The following is a 15,600-nucleotide window of genomic DNA, read 5'->3' as shown; positions in this document are numbered from 1 at the left end:
GGAGGCGAAGACCATGGGGAACGGGGCTCTCAGCGGTGCGGTGATCGCGGTGGCGGGCGCGGGCGGACCCGCCGGCCGTGCGGCGCTGCTCAGGCTCGCCGAGGCGGGCGCGACCGTGATCGGCGCGGACAACGACGCCGAGCGCCTGGCGGAAGCCGTGGACGCGGCCCGCTACGCGCACGGCGGTTCCACCGTCGTCGGCGACACCGTCGACCTGCTCGACCTCCAGTCCACCCGGGACTGGGCCGCGCGCATCCAGAAGGACTTCGGCCGGGTGGACGGGCTCGTCCACCTCGTCGGCGGCTGGCGCGGCAGCGAGACCTTCACCAAGACGGTTCTGGACGACTGGGACCTGCTCGAACTCCTGCTGATCCGTACGGTGCAGCACACCACGCTCGCCTTCCACGAGGCGCTCCAGGCCAGCGAGCGCGGCCGGTACGTCCTGATCAGCGCCGCGGGCGCGAGCAACCCGACGGCCGGCAACGCCGCCTACTCCGCGGCCAAGGCCGCCGCCGAGGCGTGGACCCTGGCCATGGCGGACTTCTTCCGCAAGGCCGGGATCGCCGAGGGCGCCGACGGCGCGACCTCCGCCGCTGCCATCCTGGTGGTGAAGGCGTTGGTGCACGACGCGATGCGCGCCGAGCGGCCGAACGCGAAGTTCGCGGGCTTCACGGACGTCACGGAACTCGCCGAGTCCATCGTCGGCGTCTGGGACAAGCCCGCCGCCGAAGTGAACGGAAAGCGCCTGTGGCTGACCGAGAAGCCGTGAACCCTCCGAAGACCGACGCCCGGCGTCATCACGACCCGGCCGTCCGCGGTTTCGCCAGTGACAACTACGCGGGGGCCCACCCCGAGGTGCTCGCCGCCCTGGCCCTGGCCAACGGCGGGCACCAGGTCGCGTACGGCGAGGACGACTACACGGACAACCTCCAGGGGATCATCCGCAGTCACTTCGGCGCCGGCGCGGAGGCCTTCCCGGTCTTCAACGGCACCGGAGCGAACGTGGTCGCGCTCCAGGCGGTCACCGACCGCTGGGGCGCGGTGATCTGCGCGGAGAGCGCGCACATCAACGTCGACGAGGGCGGCGCCCCTGAGCGCATGGGCGGCCTCAAGCTGCTCACGGTGCCCACGCCCGACGGCAAGCTCACGCCCGAGCTGATCGACCGGCAGGCGTACGGCTGGGACGACGAGCACCGGGCGATGCCGCAGGTCGTCTCGATCACCCAGAGCACCGAACTGGGCACGCTCTACACGCCCGCCGAGATCCGCGCGATCTGCGACCACGCCCACGCGCACGGCATGAAGGTGCACCTGGACGGGTCCCGGATATCCAACGCGGCCGCCTCCCTGGACGTCCCGATGCGGACGTTCACCAACGCGGTCGGCGTCGACATCCTGTCGCTGGGCGGCACGAAGAACGGCGCCCTGTTCGGCGAGGCCGTCGTCGTCCTCAACCAGGACGCCGTCAGCCACATGAAGCATCTGCGCAAGCTGTCGATGCAGCTCGCCTCCAAGATGCGGTTCGTCTCCGTACAGCTGGAGGCGCTGCTGGCCAAGGACCTGTGGCTGCGCAACGCCCGGCACGCCAACGAGATGGCCCAGCGTCTGGCCGAGGGCGTGCGTGCCGTGCACGGAGTGGAGATCCTCCACCCGGTCCAGGCCAACGCGGTCTTCGCGCGGCTCCCGCACGAGGTCACCCTGCGGCTCCAGAAGCGCTACCGCTTCTACTTCTGGGACGAGGCCGCGGGCGACGTCCGCTGGATGTGCGCCTTCGACACCACCGAGGACGACGTCGACGGGTTCGTCGCCGCGCTCAAGGAAGAGATGGCGCAGCACTAGCACGCACTGCATAGATATGCGACCGCTCGAAAAGTCATTGACTCTCGGGCGGTCGCATTTCTATGCTCTACGGGCATGGAGCTGATCCAGGAGACAAGCGACCTGTCCGCCTATCTGGCCGCCGACGACGTGGTGGACCACCACCATCCCCGCGTCCGCGAGACGGCGGCACGGCTCGCCAGGGAATCCGTCGACTCGTATGCCTATGCACGGGCGGCGTTCGAGTTCGTGCGGGACACCATCCCGCACTCGGCCGACTCCGGCGATCCCCGGGTCACCTGGCGCGCCTCGGACGTACTGGAGCAGCGCACCGGCATCTGCCACGCCAAGGCCCACGCGCTGGCCGCGCTCCTGCGGGCCGAGGACATCCCCACCGCGTTCTGCTACCAGAAGTTCGAGGTGCTGCACGGTCTCGTCGCCGTACGCCTCGGCGGCGCCTGGCACCGGCAGGACCCCCGGGGCAACAAGCCGGGAGTGGACGCCCGCTTCTCGCTCGACGGGGAACGGCTGGCCTTCACGCCCGACCCGGGCCTCGGCGAACGGGACTATGCCGGGCTGTACGCCGAACCCCACCCGGGTGTCGTCGGCGCCATGAAGGCCGCCCCCGGGCGCGCGTCGCTGCTGCGGACGCTTCCCCTCGCGCTGTGACGGCGAGGGGAAGCGGCGCGAACGGTGGAAGGGGAAAGGATCAGCGGGCCTCGGCCGCGCGCACCTCTTCCGGGGTCGGCGCGGTGCCGCCGAGGTGGGCGGGCATCCACCAGGTGTCGTCCGGGCCCTTGGGGCGTACGGGATAGGCGCGCTGCGCCGATTCGAGCAGCTCCTGGACCCGCTCGCGCAGCCGCCGGCTGATGGCGCCCGCGTACTGGTCCTTCGGGGCCTCCACCGGCTCGCCGACGCGGATCGTGATGGGGGTGTGGCTGCGCTTGAAGTTGCGCGGGTGCCCCTTGGTCCACAGCCGCTGGGTGCCCCACAGCGCCATCGGGATGAGCGGGACGCCGGCCTCCTGGGCCATGCGCGCGGCACCGGACTTGAAGCTCTTCAGGGTGAAGGACTGCGAGATGGTCGCCTCGGGGAAGACGCCGACGATCTCACCGGCACGCAGCGACTCCAGCGCGTGCTGGTAGGCCGTCTCGCCCTGGGCGCGGTCCACCGGGATGTGCTTCATGCCCCGCATCAGCGGACCGGAGATCTTGTGCCGGAAGACCGATTCCTTCGCCATGAAGCGCACCAGGCGCTTCTGCGGCAGCGCGGCCAGACCGTCGAAGATGAAGTCCAGATAGCTGATGTGGTTGCTGACCAGCACGGCGCCGCCCGAGCGCGGAATGTTCTCCGATCCCTGCAAGTCGATCTTGAGGTCCCACGCCTTGAAGAGCGTTTGGGCGAGTCCGACGACGGGACGGTAGACAAGCTCTGCCATGGACGGGGTGGACCCTTCTCTCTGCCTGGGAAGGGGTCTCCCGGCGGGAAAGTTACGCTGCCGTAGGTTTACGGCAATGCGCAGATCGTGCCCGAAGAACGGACGGGTGGCCAGCCCTGGTGCCGTGGAACGGCGAGATCCTCGTCACGTCGTCCCCTTGATCCACCTCGGAGTTTTAATCCACCTTTACTTCGCGCGTACCGTTGCGCGTCGCACCATCAGGTACATCTCACACCCGAGGCAGTACCCGAACGCCGCATTGAGAAACGCCGCCGCGAGCGCGCACGCGGTCGACGCCGAACCCAGCCAGTGCGGGCCCGCGGTCCAGCCGACCAGGCCCACCAGCGCGAAGGCGAGCCCGACGGCCTGAGCGAACCGCGGGGGCTCCGGCGCCTCGAACTCCGTCGGCGGCCCGAGCCGGGGCCGCACGGCCTTCCTGAAGACCCAGCCGTACGGCGAGCGCGCCACGCCGCTCGCGGCGCCCAGGGCGAACGCCAGCGTCTGCCACGCCAGCAGCCAGACGCTTCCGGTGATGAGCGTGACCGCCAGGACGACGGCCGTCACCGCCGCACCGAACCGCGGGCCTCTTGTGTCGATGTCCATGGTTCAAGCATTACGTATGCCGAGCGCCCCGAGGCCCCGGGAATCTTTGCGGTCTCATGAATGCTTGTGCAGGTGATGAACGGTCTTGTGTTGTGCGTGGCGGTGCTCGCGGTGGCGAGTGTCTACGGAGTGCTGCACCGGTGGCGGAGCGGGAGGGTACGGGTGAGGGCGCGCGACGGCGAGAAGCGGCTCGGCGCGGTGGAACTGGGGGAGGCACTGGGGGAACGGGCCACTCTCGTGCAGTTCTCCAGCGCCTTCTGCGCCCCCTGCCGGGCCACCCGGCGGGTGCTGGGCGAGGTGGCGGGCATGGTCCCCGGTGTGTCGCACGTGGAGATCGACGCCGAGGACCAGCTGGACCTCGTACGCGACCTCGGCATCCTGAAGACGCCCACCGTGCTCGTGCTCGACGCCGACGGCCGGATCGTGCGACGGGCGACGGGACAGCCGCGCAAGGCGGACGTCATCGCGGCGCTCGGCGAGGCCGTCTGACCGGTGGCGATCATGGTGAGGCATCTCCCACATGCCCGTACGCCCTTGACTGCGCCCGTCGCCTCTCGTCAGCCTGACCGTATGTCACCGCACAGCCTTCTCCCCGAGCTCGCCGACACGGACCCGCCCCGCACCGCGGGCGCGCGCGGTCCGGGCTGTTGACCGGCCGAGGACCGTCTCACGCCCCCGGTTCCGCCCGCGCGGCCGGAACCCCCCGCCGGCTCTCGCAGAAGGACAGCTCCATGACGGCCACATCCGGCCTCGGCACCCCACGGCCCGCCTCACCCGATCTGCTGCGTTCCGTGTTCAGGCGGCACGCGGCCGGTGTGGCGGTGATCACCGCGGCCGGCGACCGCGGTCCCGTCGGCTTCACGGCCACCTCGCTCACCTCGGTCTCCGCAGAGCCCCCGGTCGTCTCGTTCGGCATCGGCACCGGTGGCTCCAGCTGGCCCGCGATATCCGAGGCCGGCCATGTCGGCGTCCACGTGCTCGGCGAGCACCAGCGGGAGCTGGCCGCGACCTTCGCCCGCAGCGGCGCCGACCGGTTCGGCGCGCCCACCCGTTGGCGTAAGGGCCCCGAGGAAGTTCCCGTGCTCGACGACGTCCTCGCCTGGCTGGTGTGCCGTGTCGTGGCGCGCGTGCCCGCGGGCGACCACCGCATCGTCCTGGCGGAGGTCGTCCAGGGTGATCACTCGGGCCCGGGCGGCCCCCTCCTGTACCACCAGGGCCGGTTCAACGCCCTGCGCGACTGAACCCGCGGGCCGGGGGCAACAGGATTGCTACTCACCGGTTCTACTCACCGGTTACGCAGCGTTGCGAAGGTCACAGTCCAAAGCGCTTGCTTAGTGTGCGTCGACTGGGTGTACTGGTGAGTAATATTTCGTTCGGAGCGCGGGCCGCCCCGACCGGGATCGGCCGCTTCAGGCGCCTATGCTGCCTGAAAGAAGGCAGCCCAGAAATGACGATGCAGTAGGAGAGCCGGCGTGAGCTTGAGGATCGTTGTCACTGTGAAGTACGTGCCCGACGCCACTGGCGACCGGCACTTCGCCGATGACCTGACCGTCGACCGTGACGACGTGGACGGCCTGCTGTCCGAGCTCGACGAGTACGCCGTCGAGCAGGCGCTTCAGATCGCCGAGGACGCGGACGACGCCGAGATCACCGTGCTGACCGTCGGTCCCGAGGACGCCAAGGACGCGCTGCGCAAGGCGCTGTCCATGGGTGCCGACAAGGCCATCCACGTCGAGGACGACGACCTGCACGGCACCGACGCCATCGGCACCTCGCTGGTGCTGGCCAAGGCGATCGAGAAGGCCGGCTTCGACCTGGTCGTCTCCGGCATGGCCTCCACCGACGGCACCGCGGGCATCGTCCCGGCGCTGCTGGCCGAGCGCCTCGGTGTCCCGCAGGTCACCCTGCTCTCCGAGGTCTCCGTCGAGGACGGCGTGGTCAAGGGCCGCCGCGACGGCGACAGCGCCTCCGAGCAGCTCGAGGCCTCCCTCCCCGCGGTCGTGTCGGTGACCGACCAGTCGGGCGAGGCGCGTTACCCCTCCTTCAAGGGCATCATGGTGGCCAAGAAGAAGCCGGTGCAGTCCTGGGACCTGTCCGACCTCGACATCGAGGCGGACGAGGTCGGTCTCGGGGGTTCCTGGACCAAGGTCGACTCCGCCACCGAGCGTCCGGCGCGCACCGCCGGAACGATCGTCAAGGACGAGGGCGAGGGCGGCAAGCAGCTCGCTGAGTTCCTCGCGGGCCAGAAGTTCATCTAGTCGCCGAGGGTCCGGGGCGCGCCCCCGGACCGTCTCCGCGGCCAAGGCCCACCCCGCTTACCGCCCCTCAGACTTCGCAATCCGCAGGAGAGCATTCCCATGGCTGAAGTTCTCGTCTACGTCGACCACGTGGACGGTGCCGTCCGCAAGCCCACCCTCGAACTGCTGACGCTGGCCCGCCGCATCGGCGAGCCCGTCGCCGTCGCCCTCGGCTCCGGTGCCGAGAACACCGCCGCCGCGCTCGCCGAGCACGGCGCGGTGAAGGTCCTCACGCACGACGCCGCCGAGTACGCCGACTACCTGGTCGTGCCGAAGGTCGACGCGCTCCAGGCCGCGTACGAGGCCGTCTCCCCGGCCGCCGTGCTCGTCCCGTCCTCCGCCGAGGGCAAGGAGATCGCGGCCCGCCTCGCGGTCCGCATCGGCTCGGGCATCATCACCGACGCCACCGACCTGGAGGCCGGTGACGAGGGTCCGGTGGCCACGCAGTCCGCGTTCGCCGCCTCCTTCACCACCAAGTCCCGTGTCGCCAAGGGCACCCCGGTCATCACGGTCAAGCCGAACTCGGCCGCCGTGGAGGCCGCCCCGGCCGCCGGCGCCGTCGAGGCCCTCGCGGTCGCCTTCTCCGACAAGGCCACCGGCACCAAGGTCACCGCCCGCACCCCGCGCGAGTCGACCGGCCGCCCCGAGCTGACCGAGGCCGCGATCGTGGTCTCCGGCGGCCGTGGCGTCAACGGCGCCGAGAACTTCTCGATCATCGAGAACCTCGCCGACTCGCTCGGTGCCGCCGTGGGCGCCTCGCGTGCCGCGGTCGACGCCGGCTGGTACCCGCACACCAACCAGGTCGGCCAGACCGGCAAGTCGGTCTCGCCGCAGCTCTACATCGCCTCCGGCATCTCCGGCGCCATCCAGCACCGCGCCGGCATGCAGACCTCGAAGACGATCGTGGCGATCAACAAGGACGCCGAGGCGCCCATCTTCGACCTGGTCGACTACGGCGTGGTCGGCGACCTCTTCGACGTCGTCCCGCAGCTCACCGAGGAGATCAAGACCCGCAAGGGCTGATCCCCCCAGTGCCCTACGAGGCCCCCGCGACCGGAACAGGTCGCGGGGGCCTTCGTTTATCCCAGGGTCAGCGACGCCTGCACGGGCAGATGGTCGCTCGGGAACTGGCCGTGCAGCGAGAAGGTGTCGATCGAGGCCCGGTGCACCTCGACACCGGGCCCGGCGAGGATCCAGTCGATGCGCTCGCCGCCCGGTGTCAGCGGGGCGTAGCCGTGGAAGGTCGCGTAGAGCGGGCTCCGCGAGGCGGCCGTGTCCCAGGTGTCGGCGAGTCCCGCGCCCAGCAGGATGTCGTAGACCTCGTTCCGGTGCGCCGGCGCGTTGAAGTCGCCGGTCACCAGGCACGGCAGCGACGGATCGAACGCGGCGATCCGCTCGGCGACGAGCGAGGCGGCCCGGGTCCGCGCGTACTGGCTCGCGTGGTCCAGATGGGTGTTCAGGACGTGGAACCGCCGCCCGCCGTCCGCCAGATCACGGAAGCGCACCCAGGTGGCGATCCGGGGGAGCGCGGCGCCCCAGGTGTTCGAGCCGATCACCCGGGGGGTGTCCGAGAGCCAGAACGTGTCGTGCGCGAGCGGGGCCAGCCGCCGGGTGTCGTAGAAGATCGCGGCGGACTCGTCGCGGCTGCCGCCCTCCCTTCCCGTGCCGATCCACGCGTAGTGCGGGGCGAGGTCGGCCTCGATGTCGAGGAGCTGCTGGTACAGGCCCTCCTGGGTGCCGATGACCTGCGGCGACGCCCGGCGCAGGAGCTCCCGCATCACCGGACGGCGCTCCGCCCAGCTGTTGGGTTCGGCCGTGCTCGCGAAACGCAGGTTGTACGTCATGACGCCGAGGCGGGGGCGAGGGCGCGTGCGGCGCGTGGCGGAGGCCTGCGCCGTGGTGAGCAGGGGCAGGGCGACGGCGGCGGCGACCGCGTTTCTGAGCCCTCTGCGACGGGTCGGTCTGCTGGAATCGGACACTGCTGCTCCTTGGGCCGCGGGTCGGGACGGGGCGCGCAACACCGGAGGGGAAGGAGGAACCCGGAAAGTCTGCCCGAACGGACCGGGACGGGCGTGAACGCGGCGGGGCCGTGGAGTGTCCCGCGGTCCACGAGGGTGTTGACCCGCGGGAAGCCCGCCGGATAACTTCGTTCAACGGATTGTTGATTCCGTACTGCGGAAAACGGGAGGGTGTCGCATGGGCCAGGGTCAGCAGGAGAAGGTGGCGACGAGCCTTCCGGGCGCCGTCACCGAAGCGGTCGGCGCCTTCCTCGCCCCCGTCGACGCCGAACTGGAGCGCCTCTACCCAGGAGACCCCGGCACCCGCCAGCCCGTCCACACCGTGTACGTCCCCGCGGACGTGTTCGCCGCCGGAACCGTCCGTTCCTGGGGCGACCGCGCCCTCGCCGCTCTCGACGAACACGCCCCCGACGCCGCCTCCTTCGCCGCCGTCCTCGGCCTGGCCGACGAACTCGCCGGGCCCGTGTACGACCGCGTACGGGCCAAGCTGGAGCGCGAACCCGTCGAGGACCTGCGCGTCGACTTCGAGGACGGCTACGGCCCGCGCCCCGACGCCGAGGAGGACGCGGCGGCGGCCCGCGCGGCCCGGCTGGTCGCCGAGGCGTACGAGAACGGCACCGCGGCCCCGTACATGGGCATCCGCATGAAATGCATGGAGGTGCCGGTCCGCGACCGGGGCATCCGCACCCTCGACATCTTCCTGACGGGTCTGATGGAGGCGGGCGGCCTGCCGGACGGCCTCGTCCTGACCCTGCCCAAGGTCACGTACGCCGAGCAGGTCACCGCGATGGTCCGCCTCCTGGAGGAGTTCGAGAAGGCCCGCGGCCTCGAACCCGGCCGCATCGGCTTCGAGATCCAGATCGAGACCAGCCAGGCGATCCTCGCCGCCGACGGCACGGCCACCGTCGCCCGGATGATCCAGGCGGCCGAGGGCCGCGCCACCGGACTGCATTACGGCACCTTCGACTACAGCGCCTGCCTCGGCGTCTCCGCCGCCCACCAGTCGAGCGACCACCCGGCCGCCGACCACGCCAAGGCGATCATGCAGGTCGCGGCCGCGGGCACCGGGGTACGCCTCTCCGACGGCTCCACCAACGTCCTGCCCGTCGGCCCCACCGAGAAGGTCCACGACGCCTGGCGCCTGCACTACGGCCTCACCCGCCGCGCCCTGGCCCGCGCCTACTACCAGGGCTGGGACATGCACCCCGCCCACATCCCGACCCGCTACGCGGCCGTCTTCGCCTTCTACCGCGAGGGCTACGAACAGGCGGCGGCCCGCCTCTCCCGCTACGCCGGCCACGCCCCCGGCGACGTCCTCGACGAACCCGCCACGGCCAAGGCCCTCAGCGGCTACCTCCTGCGCGGCCTGGACTGCGGCGCCCTGGACACCGCGGAGGTCTCCCGGGCGTCGGGCCTGACCCGCCACGAACTGGAGACGTTCGCGAGGCCGCGACGGGGGGATCTGACGGTTTCCGGGCAGTAGGGGCGCCGCGCCAGGACCGCGTCCCGCGCCACCGGAAGCCGGTGCGGCCGTGGTTCAGCCCGCCGGCGGCAGTTCCCCGGAGCCCCGGGTGATCAGGCGGGTCGGGAGTTCGATGCGTTCCGGGGCGATGAGGTTGCCGTCGAGCTGGCTGAAGAGGCGTTCGGCGGCGGTGCGGCCGAGCGCGGCGGCGTCCTGGGCCACGACGGTGACCCCGGGCTCCAGCAGGTCGGCGAGCTCGAAGTCGTCGAAGCCGACCAGGGCGACGGGCCGGCCGCACTCGGAGATGACGCGGACGACGGTCACGGTGACACGGTTGTTGCCCGCGAAGACCGCGGTGACGGGCGAGGGACCGGACAGCATGGCCTCGGCCGCCTTGCGCACCCGCTGCGGATCGGTGACACCGAGGGACATCCAGTCGTCCTCGACCGGTATCCCCGCGTCCTCCATGGCGGCCCGGTAGCCGCGCAGCCGCTCGGCCGCCGTGTGGATCCGGGGCATGTCACCGATGAACCCGATCCTGCGGTGACCGTGGGCGATCAGATGGGCCACGCCGTCCCGGGCGCCGCCGAAGCTGTCCGACAGGACGACGTCGGCGTCGATCCGGCCGGCCGGACGGTCCACGAAGACCGTGGCGACGCCCGCCTTCATCTCCGGCTCCAGATAGCGGTGGTCGTCGCCGGCCGGGATCACGACCAGCCCGTCCACGCGACGCGCGCACAGCGCGAGGACCAGCTCCTGTTCGCGGTCCGGGTCCTCGGCGCTGGAACCGTTGATCAGGAGCGCCCCGTGCGCCCGCGCCACCTCTTCGACCGCGCGGCTCAGCGGCCCGTAGAACGGGTCCGCGAGATCCTCAAGGACCAGCCCGATGCTCGCGGTGCGGCCCTTGCGCAGCACCCGGGCACTGTCGTTGCGGCGGAAGCCCAGCGCCTCGATGGCCTCCTGGACGCGCCGTTCGGTGTCGGGGGTGACCCCGGGCTCGCTGTTGACCACACGGGAGACCGTCTTGAGACCGACTCCCGCACGCGCCGCGACGTCCTTCATGGTGGGACGGTTTCCGTAGCGGTTCTCGGATCGGCGGGCGGTCTCGGCCACGATGCGCTGTCCTGTCCTGTCGTCCACGGGATGCGTAGGTCCATGGGGTTGTATGAGGATGTGGCGTCGAGCATAGAGCCTGGACAACGTTGTCAGATGCGGGAGACACTGTCCACCGCAATCTCCGGCCTGCGCCTTCCCCAGGGCGCACGGTCCCGGTGGTCCGTCGGCGTACCCCGCCCGGCGTACGACAGGGCCCGGTCCCGCCTTTCCCGGCCGGAAACCCCGGACCCGCGGCGAGCCCGTCACGACACCCCTTGGGAGACCTGACTCTGATGCACACCGACCTCGTGGCCGCGCTCGACATCGGCGGTACCAAGATCGCCGGAGCGCTGGTGGACGGCCACGGCCGGATTCTCCTGCGCGCGCAGCGTCCCACGCCCGCCCAGGAGGACGGCGGCACCGTGATGCGCGCCGTCGAGGACGTCATCGGTGAGCTGGTCGTCTCCCCGCTGTGGAGCAGGGCCGGGGCCCTGGGCATCGGCAGCGCCGGCCCGGTGGACGCCTCCGCGGGCACGGTGAGTCCGGTGAACGTCCCCGGCTGGCGGGGCTATCCGCTGGTCGAGCGGGTCTCCGAGGCGGCGGGCGGGCTTCCCGTCGAGCTGATCGGCGACGGCGTGGCCATCACCGCCGCCGAACACTGGCAGGGCGCCGCCCGTGGCCACGACAACGCGCTGTGCATGGTGGTGTCCACCGGTGTGGGCGGCGGGCTGGTCCTGAACGGGCAGCTGCACGCGGGCCCCACCGGAAACGCGGGCCACATCGGACACATCAGCGTCGATCTGGACGGCGACCTGTGCCCCTGCGGCTCCCGGGGCTGCGTCGAGCGCATCGCCAGCGGCCCGAACATCGCCCGCCGCGCGGTGGAGGCGGGCTGGCGCCCCGGCCCCGACGGCGACACCTCGGCCGCGGCGGTCGCCGAAGCCGCCCGCGCCGGCGACCCGGTCGCCGTGGCCTCCTTCGAGCGCGCCGCGCAGGCCCTCGCGGCGGGCATCGCGGCGACCGCGACCCTGGTCGAGATCGACATCGCCGTGATCGGCGGGGGAGTGGCCAAGGCGGGGGACGTCCTCTTCGCGCCGCTGCGCCGGGCGCTGGCCGGCTACGCCACGCTCTCCTTCGTCCAGCGGCTGACCGTGACGCCCGCCCAGATGGGCACCGACGCCGGCCTGGTCGGCGCGGCCGCGGCGGCGCTCGCGCGGCGGTCGCAGGCGGCTGGGGCTCGGGTCTGAACGGGGCTTAACGGGTTGGAATGGGCCTCGTTGCGGGCTGGGGGCGGGGGGTCCGCGGTCGGAGGTCTGACGCCTGGTGTCGGGTGCCTGACGCCTGACGCCTGACGCCTGGTGTCTGACGCCTGACGTGTGACGCCTGGTGTCGGATGTCGAAGGTCGGAGGCCTCGGGCCGGTCACTTGCGTCGGCCGCTTGACGGCGCAGGCGGGCACCCGGCACCCCGTCGGACGGAGCAGCGGACGGGATGGTGCTGCCGGACGGAGACGCCAGGCGGAGCGTCGGACGGGGGCATCGGACCGGGACATCCGACGGCGCGCCGACACCGTACGGCGATATCGGGATGAACGTGTCCGGTCCACCCGTGACCCCGTCCGTGCTTCGTAGTTGAACCGGGCATGAAGAAGCGCAGCATGCTAGCCCTCGCCTCCCTCGCCACCGGGTTCGTCGTCGCGGCGATCACCCCGTCCCACGCCCTGAGCGGGGACACGCTGAACGACCTGAACGTCAACGACACGCTCAGCACGGTCGATCACACCGTCGGCACCGACAACCTGGCGGTCGACGATGGCGCTCTCGGCGGCCAGAACAGCTGAAGGACCACCGCGCCGCGCCGGTGTCCCCGCCGAGGGGCACCGGCGCAGCCATGTCCGGACCCTCATGGCCGCCGTGACCGTGCCCTCATCAGCGGCTGGTTTCCGTGGCAGGGTGGAGCGGGCAAGCCTCAGGGGGCCAACAGAAGAGGGGGAATCGTGATCCTCTGGATCAACGGTGCGTTCGGTGCGGGGAAGACCACCACCGCACGGGAACTGATCGAGCTGATCCCGAACAGCACGCTCTTCGACCCCGAGATCATCGGGGGCACACTCACGCAACTGCTGCCGGCCAAGCACCTCGCCGAGGCCGGCGACTTCCAGGATCTGCGTATCTGGCGCCGGCTCGTGGTCGACACGGCGGCCGCCATGCTCGCCGAGCTCGGCGGCGTCCTCGTCGTCCCCATGACCCTGTTGCGGCAGGAGTACCGCGACGAGATCTTCGGCGGGCTCGCCGCGCGCCGGATTCCCGTACGCCATGTGCTTCTCGCCCCGGCGGAAACGATCCTGCGGGAGCGAATAGCCAGACGGGAGGTGCCTCCGGACCTGCCCGACGGCGAGATGCGGGTGCGCCAGTGGTCCTACGACCACATCGAGCCCTACCGCGCCGCGCTCCCCTGGCTGGCCTCCGACGCCCATCCCGTGGACACCAGCGCGCTCACACCGTACGAAGCCGCCCTGCGCGTCGCCGAGGCCGTACGCACGGGGGAGGCACCCGTGTGCGACATCGTGCAGACTCCCGAACCCACCGCCGAGACCGTCGCCGCCGGAGTGCTCCTCTTCGACGAGCACGACCGCGTCCTGCTCGTCGACCCGACGTACAAGGCGGGTTGGGAGTTCCCCGGCGGGGTCGTCGAGGCCGGCGAGGCCCCCGCCCGCGCCGGGATGCGTGAGGTCACCGAGGAGACCGGCATCACCCTCGACGAGGTGCCCGCGCTGCTCGTCGTGGACTGGGAGTCACCCGAACCGCCCGCATACGGCGGACTGAGGCTCCTCTTCGACGGCGGACGCCTCGACGAACAGGCCGTCCGGGGGCTCCTGCTCCCCGGGCCGGAACTGCGCGGCTGGCGCTTCGTCACCGAGCAGGAGGCGGCCGACCTGTTGCCGCCCGTGCGCTACGAACGGCTCCGCTGGGCCCTGCGGGCGCGCGAGCGCGGCGCGGCGCTGTACCTGGAGGCCGGAGTGCCGCTCGGCTGACACGGCCCGCTGCGCGCACTCTGTTCGGCTGCCCCGTACGGACCCGCGTCCAGCGTCGGCTGCCCGGAACGGACCCGCGTCGGGGACCCGCGTCGGCTGCCCGTACGGTCCCTGTAGGTCGGCCTGTACGGCCCCCGTGGCCCGGTGACGGCGGGATCCCCGCCCCGTGAACGACTGGCCGTGGAATCACCGGCCATGGAACGACCGGCCATGGAACGACCGGCCAGGTCCACGGAACGACCGGACATGACATGGCAAGGGCCCTCGCCTGGCAGGCGAGGGCCCTTGTGGCGTCAGGGGGCGATCAGCTCGCCGCGTAGTTCCGCAGGAACAGCGCCTCCGCGACCGACAGCCGCTCCAGCTCTTCCGGCGAGACGCTCTCGTTCACCGCGTGGATCTGCGCCTCGGGCTCGCTCAGCCCGATGAGCAGGATCTCCGTCTCCGGGTACAGCGAGGCCAGCGTGTTGCACAGCGGGATCGAGCCGCCCATGCCCGCCGACTGCATCTCCTGACCCGGGTAGGCGACCGCCATGGCCTCGGCCATCGACGCGTACGCCGGGCTCGAGGTGTCGGCGCGGAACGCCTGGCCCTGCCCGATGCGCTCGGTGCTCACCCGCGCCCCCCAGGGCGTGTGCGCCTCGATGTGCGCCTCCAGCAGCTTCGTCGCCTCGACCGCGTCGACGCCCGGCGGCACCCGCAGGCTGATCAGAGCACGGGCGCCCGCCTGCACCGACGGCGTCGCGCCGACGACCGGCGGACAGTCGATCCCCAGCACCGTGACGGCCGGACGCGCCCAGACCCGGTCCGCGACCGTGCCGGAGCCGATGAGCTCCACCCCGTCGAGCACCTTGGCGTCCTCGCGGAACGCCTGCTCCTCGTACTGGAGACCGTCCCACGCGGCCTCGCCCGACAGGCCGTCCACGGTCGTCGAACCGTCCTTGGCCCGCAGCGAGTCCAGCACGCGGATCAGCGCGGCCAGGGCGTCGGGCGCGGCACCCCCGAACTGTCCCGAGTGCAGGTTCCCTTCGAGGGTGTCCACCTGCACCCGTACGAGGGTCATGCCGCGCAGGGTCGCGGTGACCGTCGGCAGCCCCGCGCGGAAGTTGCCCGCGTCGCCGATGACGATGGTGTCGGCGGTCAGCAGCTCGGGGTGCGCCTCGGCGTACCGCTCGAGTCCGCCCGTGCCCTGCTCCTCCGAACCCTCGACGATGACCTTGACGTGCACCGGGACGCCGCCGTTCGCCTTCAGGGCGCGCAGGGCCAGCAGGTGCATCACGACGCCGCCCTTGCAGTCGGCGCTGCCGCGTCCGTACCAACGGCCGTCGCGCTCCACCAACTCGAACGGCGGAGTCGTCCAGGCCGTTTCGTCCAGCGGCGGCTGCACGTCGTAGTGGGCGTACAGCAGGACCGTCTTCGCGCCCTCGGGGCCCGGCAGGTAGCCGTACACCGACTGCGTGCCGTCCGGGGTGTCGAGCAGTGCCACGTCCTGGAAGCCCTCGGAGCGCAGCGCGTCCGCGATCCAGTTCGCCGCGCCCTCGCTCTCGCTCCTCGGATACTGGTCGAAGTCCGCCACCGACTTGAAGGCCACCAGCTCGGCGAGCTCCGCCTTCGCCCGGGGCATGAGCGAGGCGACGGTCTCTGCGACCGGATTCGACGACATGGGCACGCTCCTTGTAGGTGCGACGTTGTACTTCTGTGTACAGATGATCGAGTGATGCGGACTGGTGTACAGGACGCATCCGTTGCAGATCCTCCCACAGCGGCCTGCGGTGACGCCCGCCGTAGGATGCGGGGGACAGGTGCGGCAGACGGCTGGACTGGGAGCAGTAGACCAAC

At 71.5% G+C, this 15,600-nt stretch carries 16 protein-coding genes; 11 read left to right on the top strand and 5 right to left on the bottom strand.

The genetic code is table 11. The annotated features are described in order from the left end of the window. The first annotated feature begins 13 nt into the window (after positions 1-13). From WJM95_RS02710 to WJM95_RS02700, 3 genes are all read left to right on the top strand, one after another. Positions 14-769: an SDR family NAD(P)-dependent oxidoreductase gene (locus WJM95_RS02710; RefSeq protein ID WP_339127833.1), complete on the top strand. Its 756-nt coding sequence runs from the start codon at positions 14-16 to the stop codon at positions 767-769. Beyond that, a complete protein-coding gene (locus WJM95_RS02705) occupies positions 766-1,839 on the top strand; it encodes a low specificity L-threonine aldolase (RefSeq protein ID WP_339127832.1) in 1,074 nt (357 codons plus the stop codon). The genes WJM95_RS02710 and WJM95_RS02705 overlap by 4 nt, the downstream gene beginning before the upstream one ends. Positions 1,840-1,914: 75 nt before the next feature. Beyond that, the gene (locus WJM95_RS02700; protein ID WP_339127831.1) at positions 1,915-2,487 is read left to right on the top strand and encodes a transglutaminase domain-containing protein; all 573 of its coding nucleotides are present in this window, start codon (positions 1,915-1,917) and stop codon (positions 2,485-2,487) included. Positions 2,488-2,527: 40 nt separating this feature from the next. Here the strand turns inward: WJM95_RS02700 and WJM95_RS02695 are convergent, their stop codons facing one another. Further along, positions 2,528-3,256, bottom strand: coding sequence for a lysophospholipid acyltransferase family protein (locus WJM95_RS02695; protein WP_339127830.1), 729 nt, complete (start codon positions 3,254-3,256; stop codon positions 2,528-2,530). Positions 3,257-3,442: 186 nt separating this feature from the next. Further along, on the bottom strand, positions 3,443-3,859 hold the full coding sequence (locus tag WJM95_RS02690; RefSeq protein ID WP_339127829.1) for a DUF4395 domain-containing protein: 417 nt from the start codon (positions 3,857-3,859) through the stop codon (positions 3,443-3,445). A gap of 75 nt (positions 3,860-3,934) precedes the next feature. Here WJM95_RS02690 and WJM95_RS02685 point away from each other — a divergent pair, with 75 nt between their 5' ends. From WJM95_RS02685 to WJM95_RS02670, 4 genes are all read left to right on the top strand, one after another. Continuing rightward, the gene (locus tag WJM95_RS02685; RefSeq protein WP_339135322.1) at positions 3,935-4,348 is read left to right on the top strand and encodes a thioredoxin family protein; all 414 of its coding nucleotides are present in this window, start codon (positions 3,935-3,937) and stop codon (positions 4,346-4,348) included. 242 nt (positions 4,349-4,590) lie between these two features. Then, positions 4,591-5,100 carry a flavin reductase family protein gene (locus WJM95_RS02680; protein ID WP_339127828.1) on the top strand — a complete coding sequence of 170 codons (510 nt, stop codon included), beginning with the start codon at positions 4,591-4,593 and terminating at the stop codon, positions 5,098-5,100. Positions 5,101-5,331: 231 nt separating this feature from the next. After that, a complete protein-coding gene (locus WJM95_RS02675; RefSeq protein ID WP_339127827.1) occupies positions 5,332-6,117 on the top strand; it encodes an electron transfer flavoprotein subunit beta/FixA family protein in 786 nt (261 codons plus the stop codon). Positions 6,118-6,216: 99 nt separating this feature from the next. Then, entirely contained in the window at positions 6,217-7,179 is a 963-nt protein-coding gene (locus WJM95_RS02670) for an electron transfer flavoprotein subunit alpha/FixB family protein (protein WP_339127826.1), read from the top strand. 56 nt (positions 7,180-7,235) lie between these two features. On the opposite strand, the gene WJM95_RS02665 is transcribed toward WJM95_RS02670, so the two are convergent. Continuing rightward, positions 7,236-8,135 (bottom strand): endonuclease/exonuclease/phosphatase family protein, encoded by a 900-nt coding sequence (locus tag WJM95_RS02665; protein WP_339127825.1) that lies wholly within the window; start codon positions 8,133-8,135, stop codon positions 7,236-7,238. Positions 8,136-8,352: 217 nt separating this feature from the next. Here WJM95_RS02665 and WJM95_RS02660 point away from each other — a divergent pair, with 217 nt between their 5' ends. Then, positions 8,353-9,657 (top strand): aldolase/citrate lyase family protein, encoded by a 1,305-nt coding sequence (locus tag WJM95_RS02660; RefSeq protein WP_339127824.1) that lies wholly within the window; start codon positions 8,353-8,355, stop codon positions 9,655-9,657. A 54-nt stretch (positions 9,658-9,711) separates the two neighbouring features. Here the strand turns inward: WJM95_RS02660 and WJM95_RS02655 are convergent, their stop codons facing one another. Next, complete coding sequence (locus tag WJM95_RS02655) at positions 9,712-10,776, bottom strand: LacI family DNA-binding transcriptional regulator (protein WP_339127823.1); 1,065 nt, start codon at positions 10,774-10,776, stop codon at positions 9,712-9,714. A gap of 248 nt (positions 10,777-11,024) precedes the next feature. Here WJM95_RS02655 and WJM95_RS02650 point away from each other — a divergent pair, with 248 nt between their 5' ends. From WJM95_RS02650 to WJM95_RS02640, 3 genes are all read left to right on the top strand, one after another. Then, positions 11,025-11,978 carry an ROK family protein gene (locus WJM95_RS02650; protein WP_339127822.1) on the top strand — a complete coding sequence of 318 codons (954 nt, stop codon included), beginning with the start codon at positions 11,025-11,027 and terminating at the stop codon, positions 11,976-11,978. 394 nt (positions 11,979-12,372) lie between these two features. After that, positions 12,373-12,570, top strand: a complete 198-nt coding sequence (locus WJM95_RS02645; RefSeq protein ID WP_339127821.1) for a hypothetical protein — start codon at positions 12,373-12,375, stop codon at positions 12,568-12,570. A 153-nt stretch (positions 12,571-12,723) separates the two neighbouring features. Then, positions 12,724-13,764 carry an NUDIX domain-containing protein gene (locus WJM95_RS02640; RefSeq protein ID WP_339135320.1) on the top strand — a complete coding sequence of 347 codons (1,041 nt, stop codon included), beginning with the start codon at positions 12,724-12,726 and terminating at the stop codon, positions 13,762-13,764. 304 nt (positions 13,765-14,068) lie between these two features. Here the strand turns inward: WJM95_RS02640 and WJM95_RS02635 are convergent, their stop codons facing one another. Beyond that, positions 14,069-15,424: a dipeptidase gene (locus tag WJM95_RS02635; RefSeq protein WP_339127820.1), complete on the bottom strand. Its 1,356-nt coding sequence runs from the start codon at positions 15,422-15,424 to the stop codon at positions 14,069-14,071. Between the last annotated feature and the right edge of the window lie 176 nt (positions 15,425-15,600).

The organism is Streptomyces sp. f51, assembly GCF_037940415.1.
GTDB lineage: Bacteria > Actinomycetota > Actinomycetes > Streptomycetales > Streptomycetaceae > Streptomyces.
The sequence above is the reverse complement of the archived record's forward strand: the minus strand, read 5'-3'. Positions and strand labels throughout refer to the sequence as shown.

What these genes read in the sequence shown, in the direction of transcription:
- WJM95_RS02710 (WP_339127833.1), top strand. Translation starts at nt 14, where the DNA reads ATGGGGAACGGGGCTCTCAGCGGTGCGGTGATCGCGGTGGCGGGCGCG.
- WJM95_RS02700 (WP_339127831.1), top strand. Translation starts at nt 1,915, where the DNA reads ATGGAGCTGATCCAGGAGACAAGCGACCTGTCCGCCTATCTGGCCGCC.
- WJM95_RS02695 (WP_339127830.1), bottom strand. Translation starts at nt 3,256, where the DNA reads ATGGCAGAGCTTGTCTACCGTCCCGTCGTCGGACTCGCCCAAACGCTC.
- WJM95_RS02690 (WP_339127829.1), bottom strand. Translation starts at nt 3,859, where the DNA reads ATGGACATCGACACAAGAGGCCCGCGGTTCGGTGCGGCGGTGACGGCC.
- WJM95_RS02685 (WP_339135322.1), top strand. Translation starts at nt 3,935, where the DNA reads ATGAACGGTCTTGTGTTGTGCGTGGCGGTGCTCGCGGTGGCGAGTGTC.
- WJM95_RS02680 (WP_339127828.1), top strand. Translation starts at nt 4,591, where the DNA reads ATGACGGCCACATCCGGCCTCGGCACCCCACGGCCCGCCTCACCCGAT.
- WJM95_RS02670 (WP_339127826.1), top strand. Translation starts at nt 6,217, where the DNA reads ATGGCTGAAGTTCTCGTCTACGTCGACCACGTGGACGGTGCCGTCCGC.
- WJM95_RS02660 (WP_339127824.1), top strand. Translation starts at nt 8,353, where the DNA reads ATGGGCCAGGGTCAGCAGGAGAAGGTGGCGACGAGCCTTCCGGGCGCC.
- WJM95_RS02650 (WP_339127822.1), top strand. Translation starts at nt 11,025, where the DNA reads ATGCACACCGACCTCGTGGCCGCGCTCGACATCGGCGGTACCAAGATC.
- WJM95_RS02645 (WP_339127821.1), top strand. Translation starts at nt 12,373, where the DNA reads ATGAAGAAGCGCAGCATGCTAGCCCTCGCCTCCCTCGCCACCGGGTTC.
- WJM95_RS02635 (WP_339127820.1), bottom strand. Translation starts at nt 15,424, where the DNA reads ATGTCGTCGAATCCGGTCGCAGAGACCGTCGCCTCGCTCATGCCCCGG.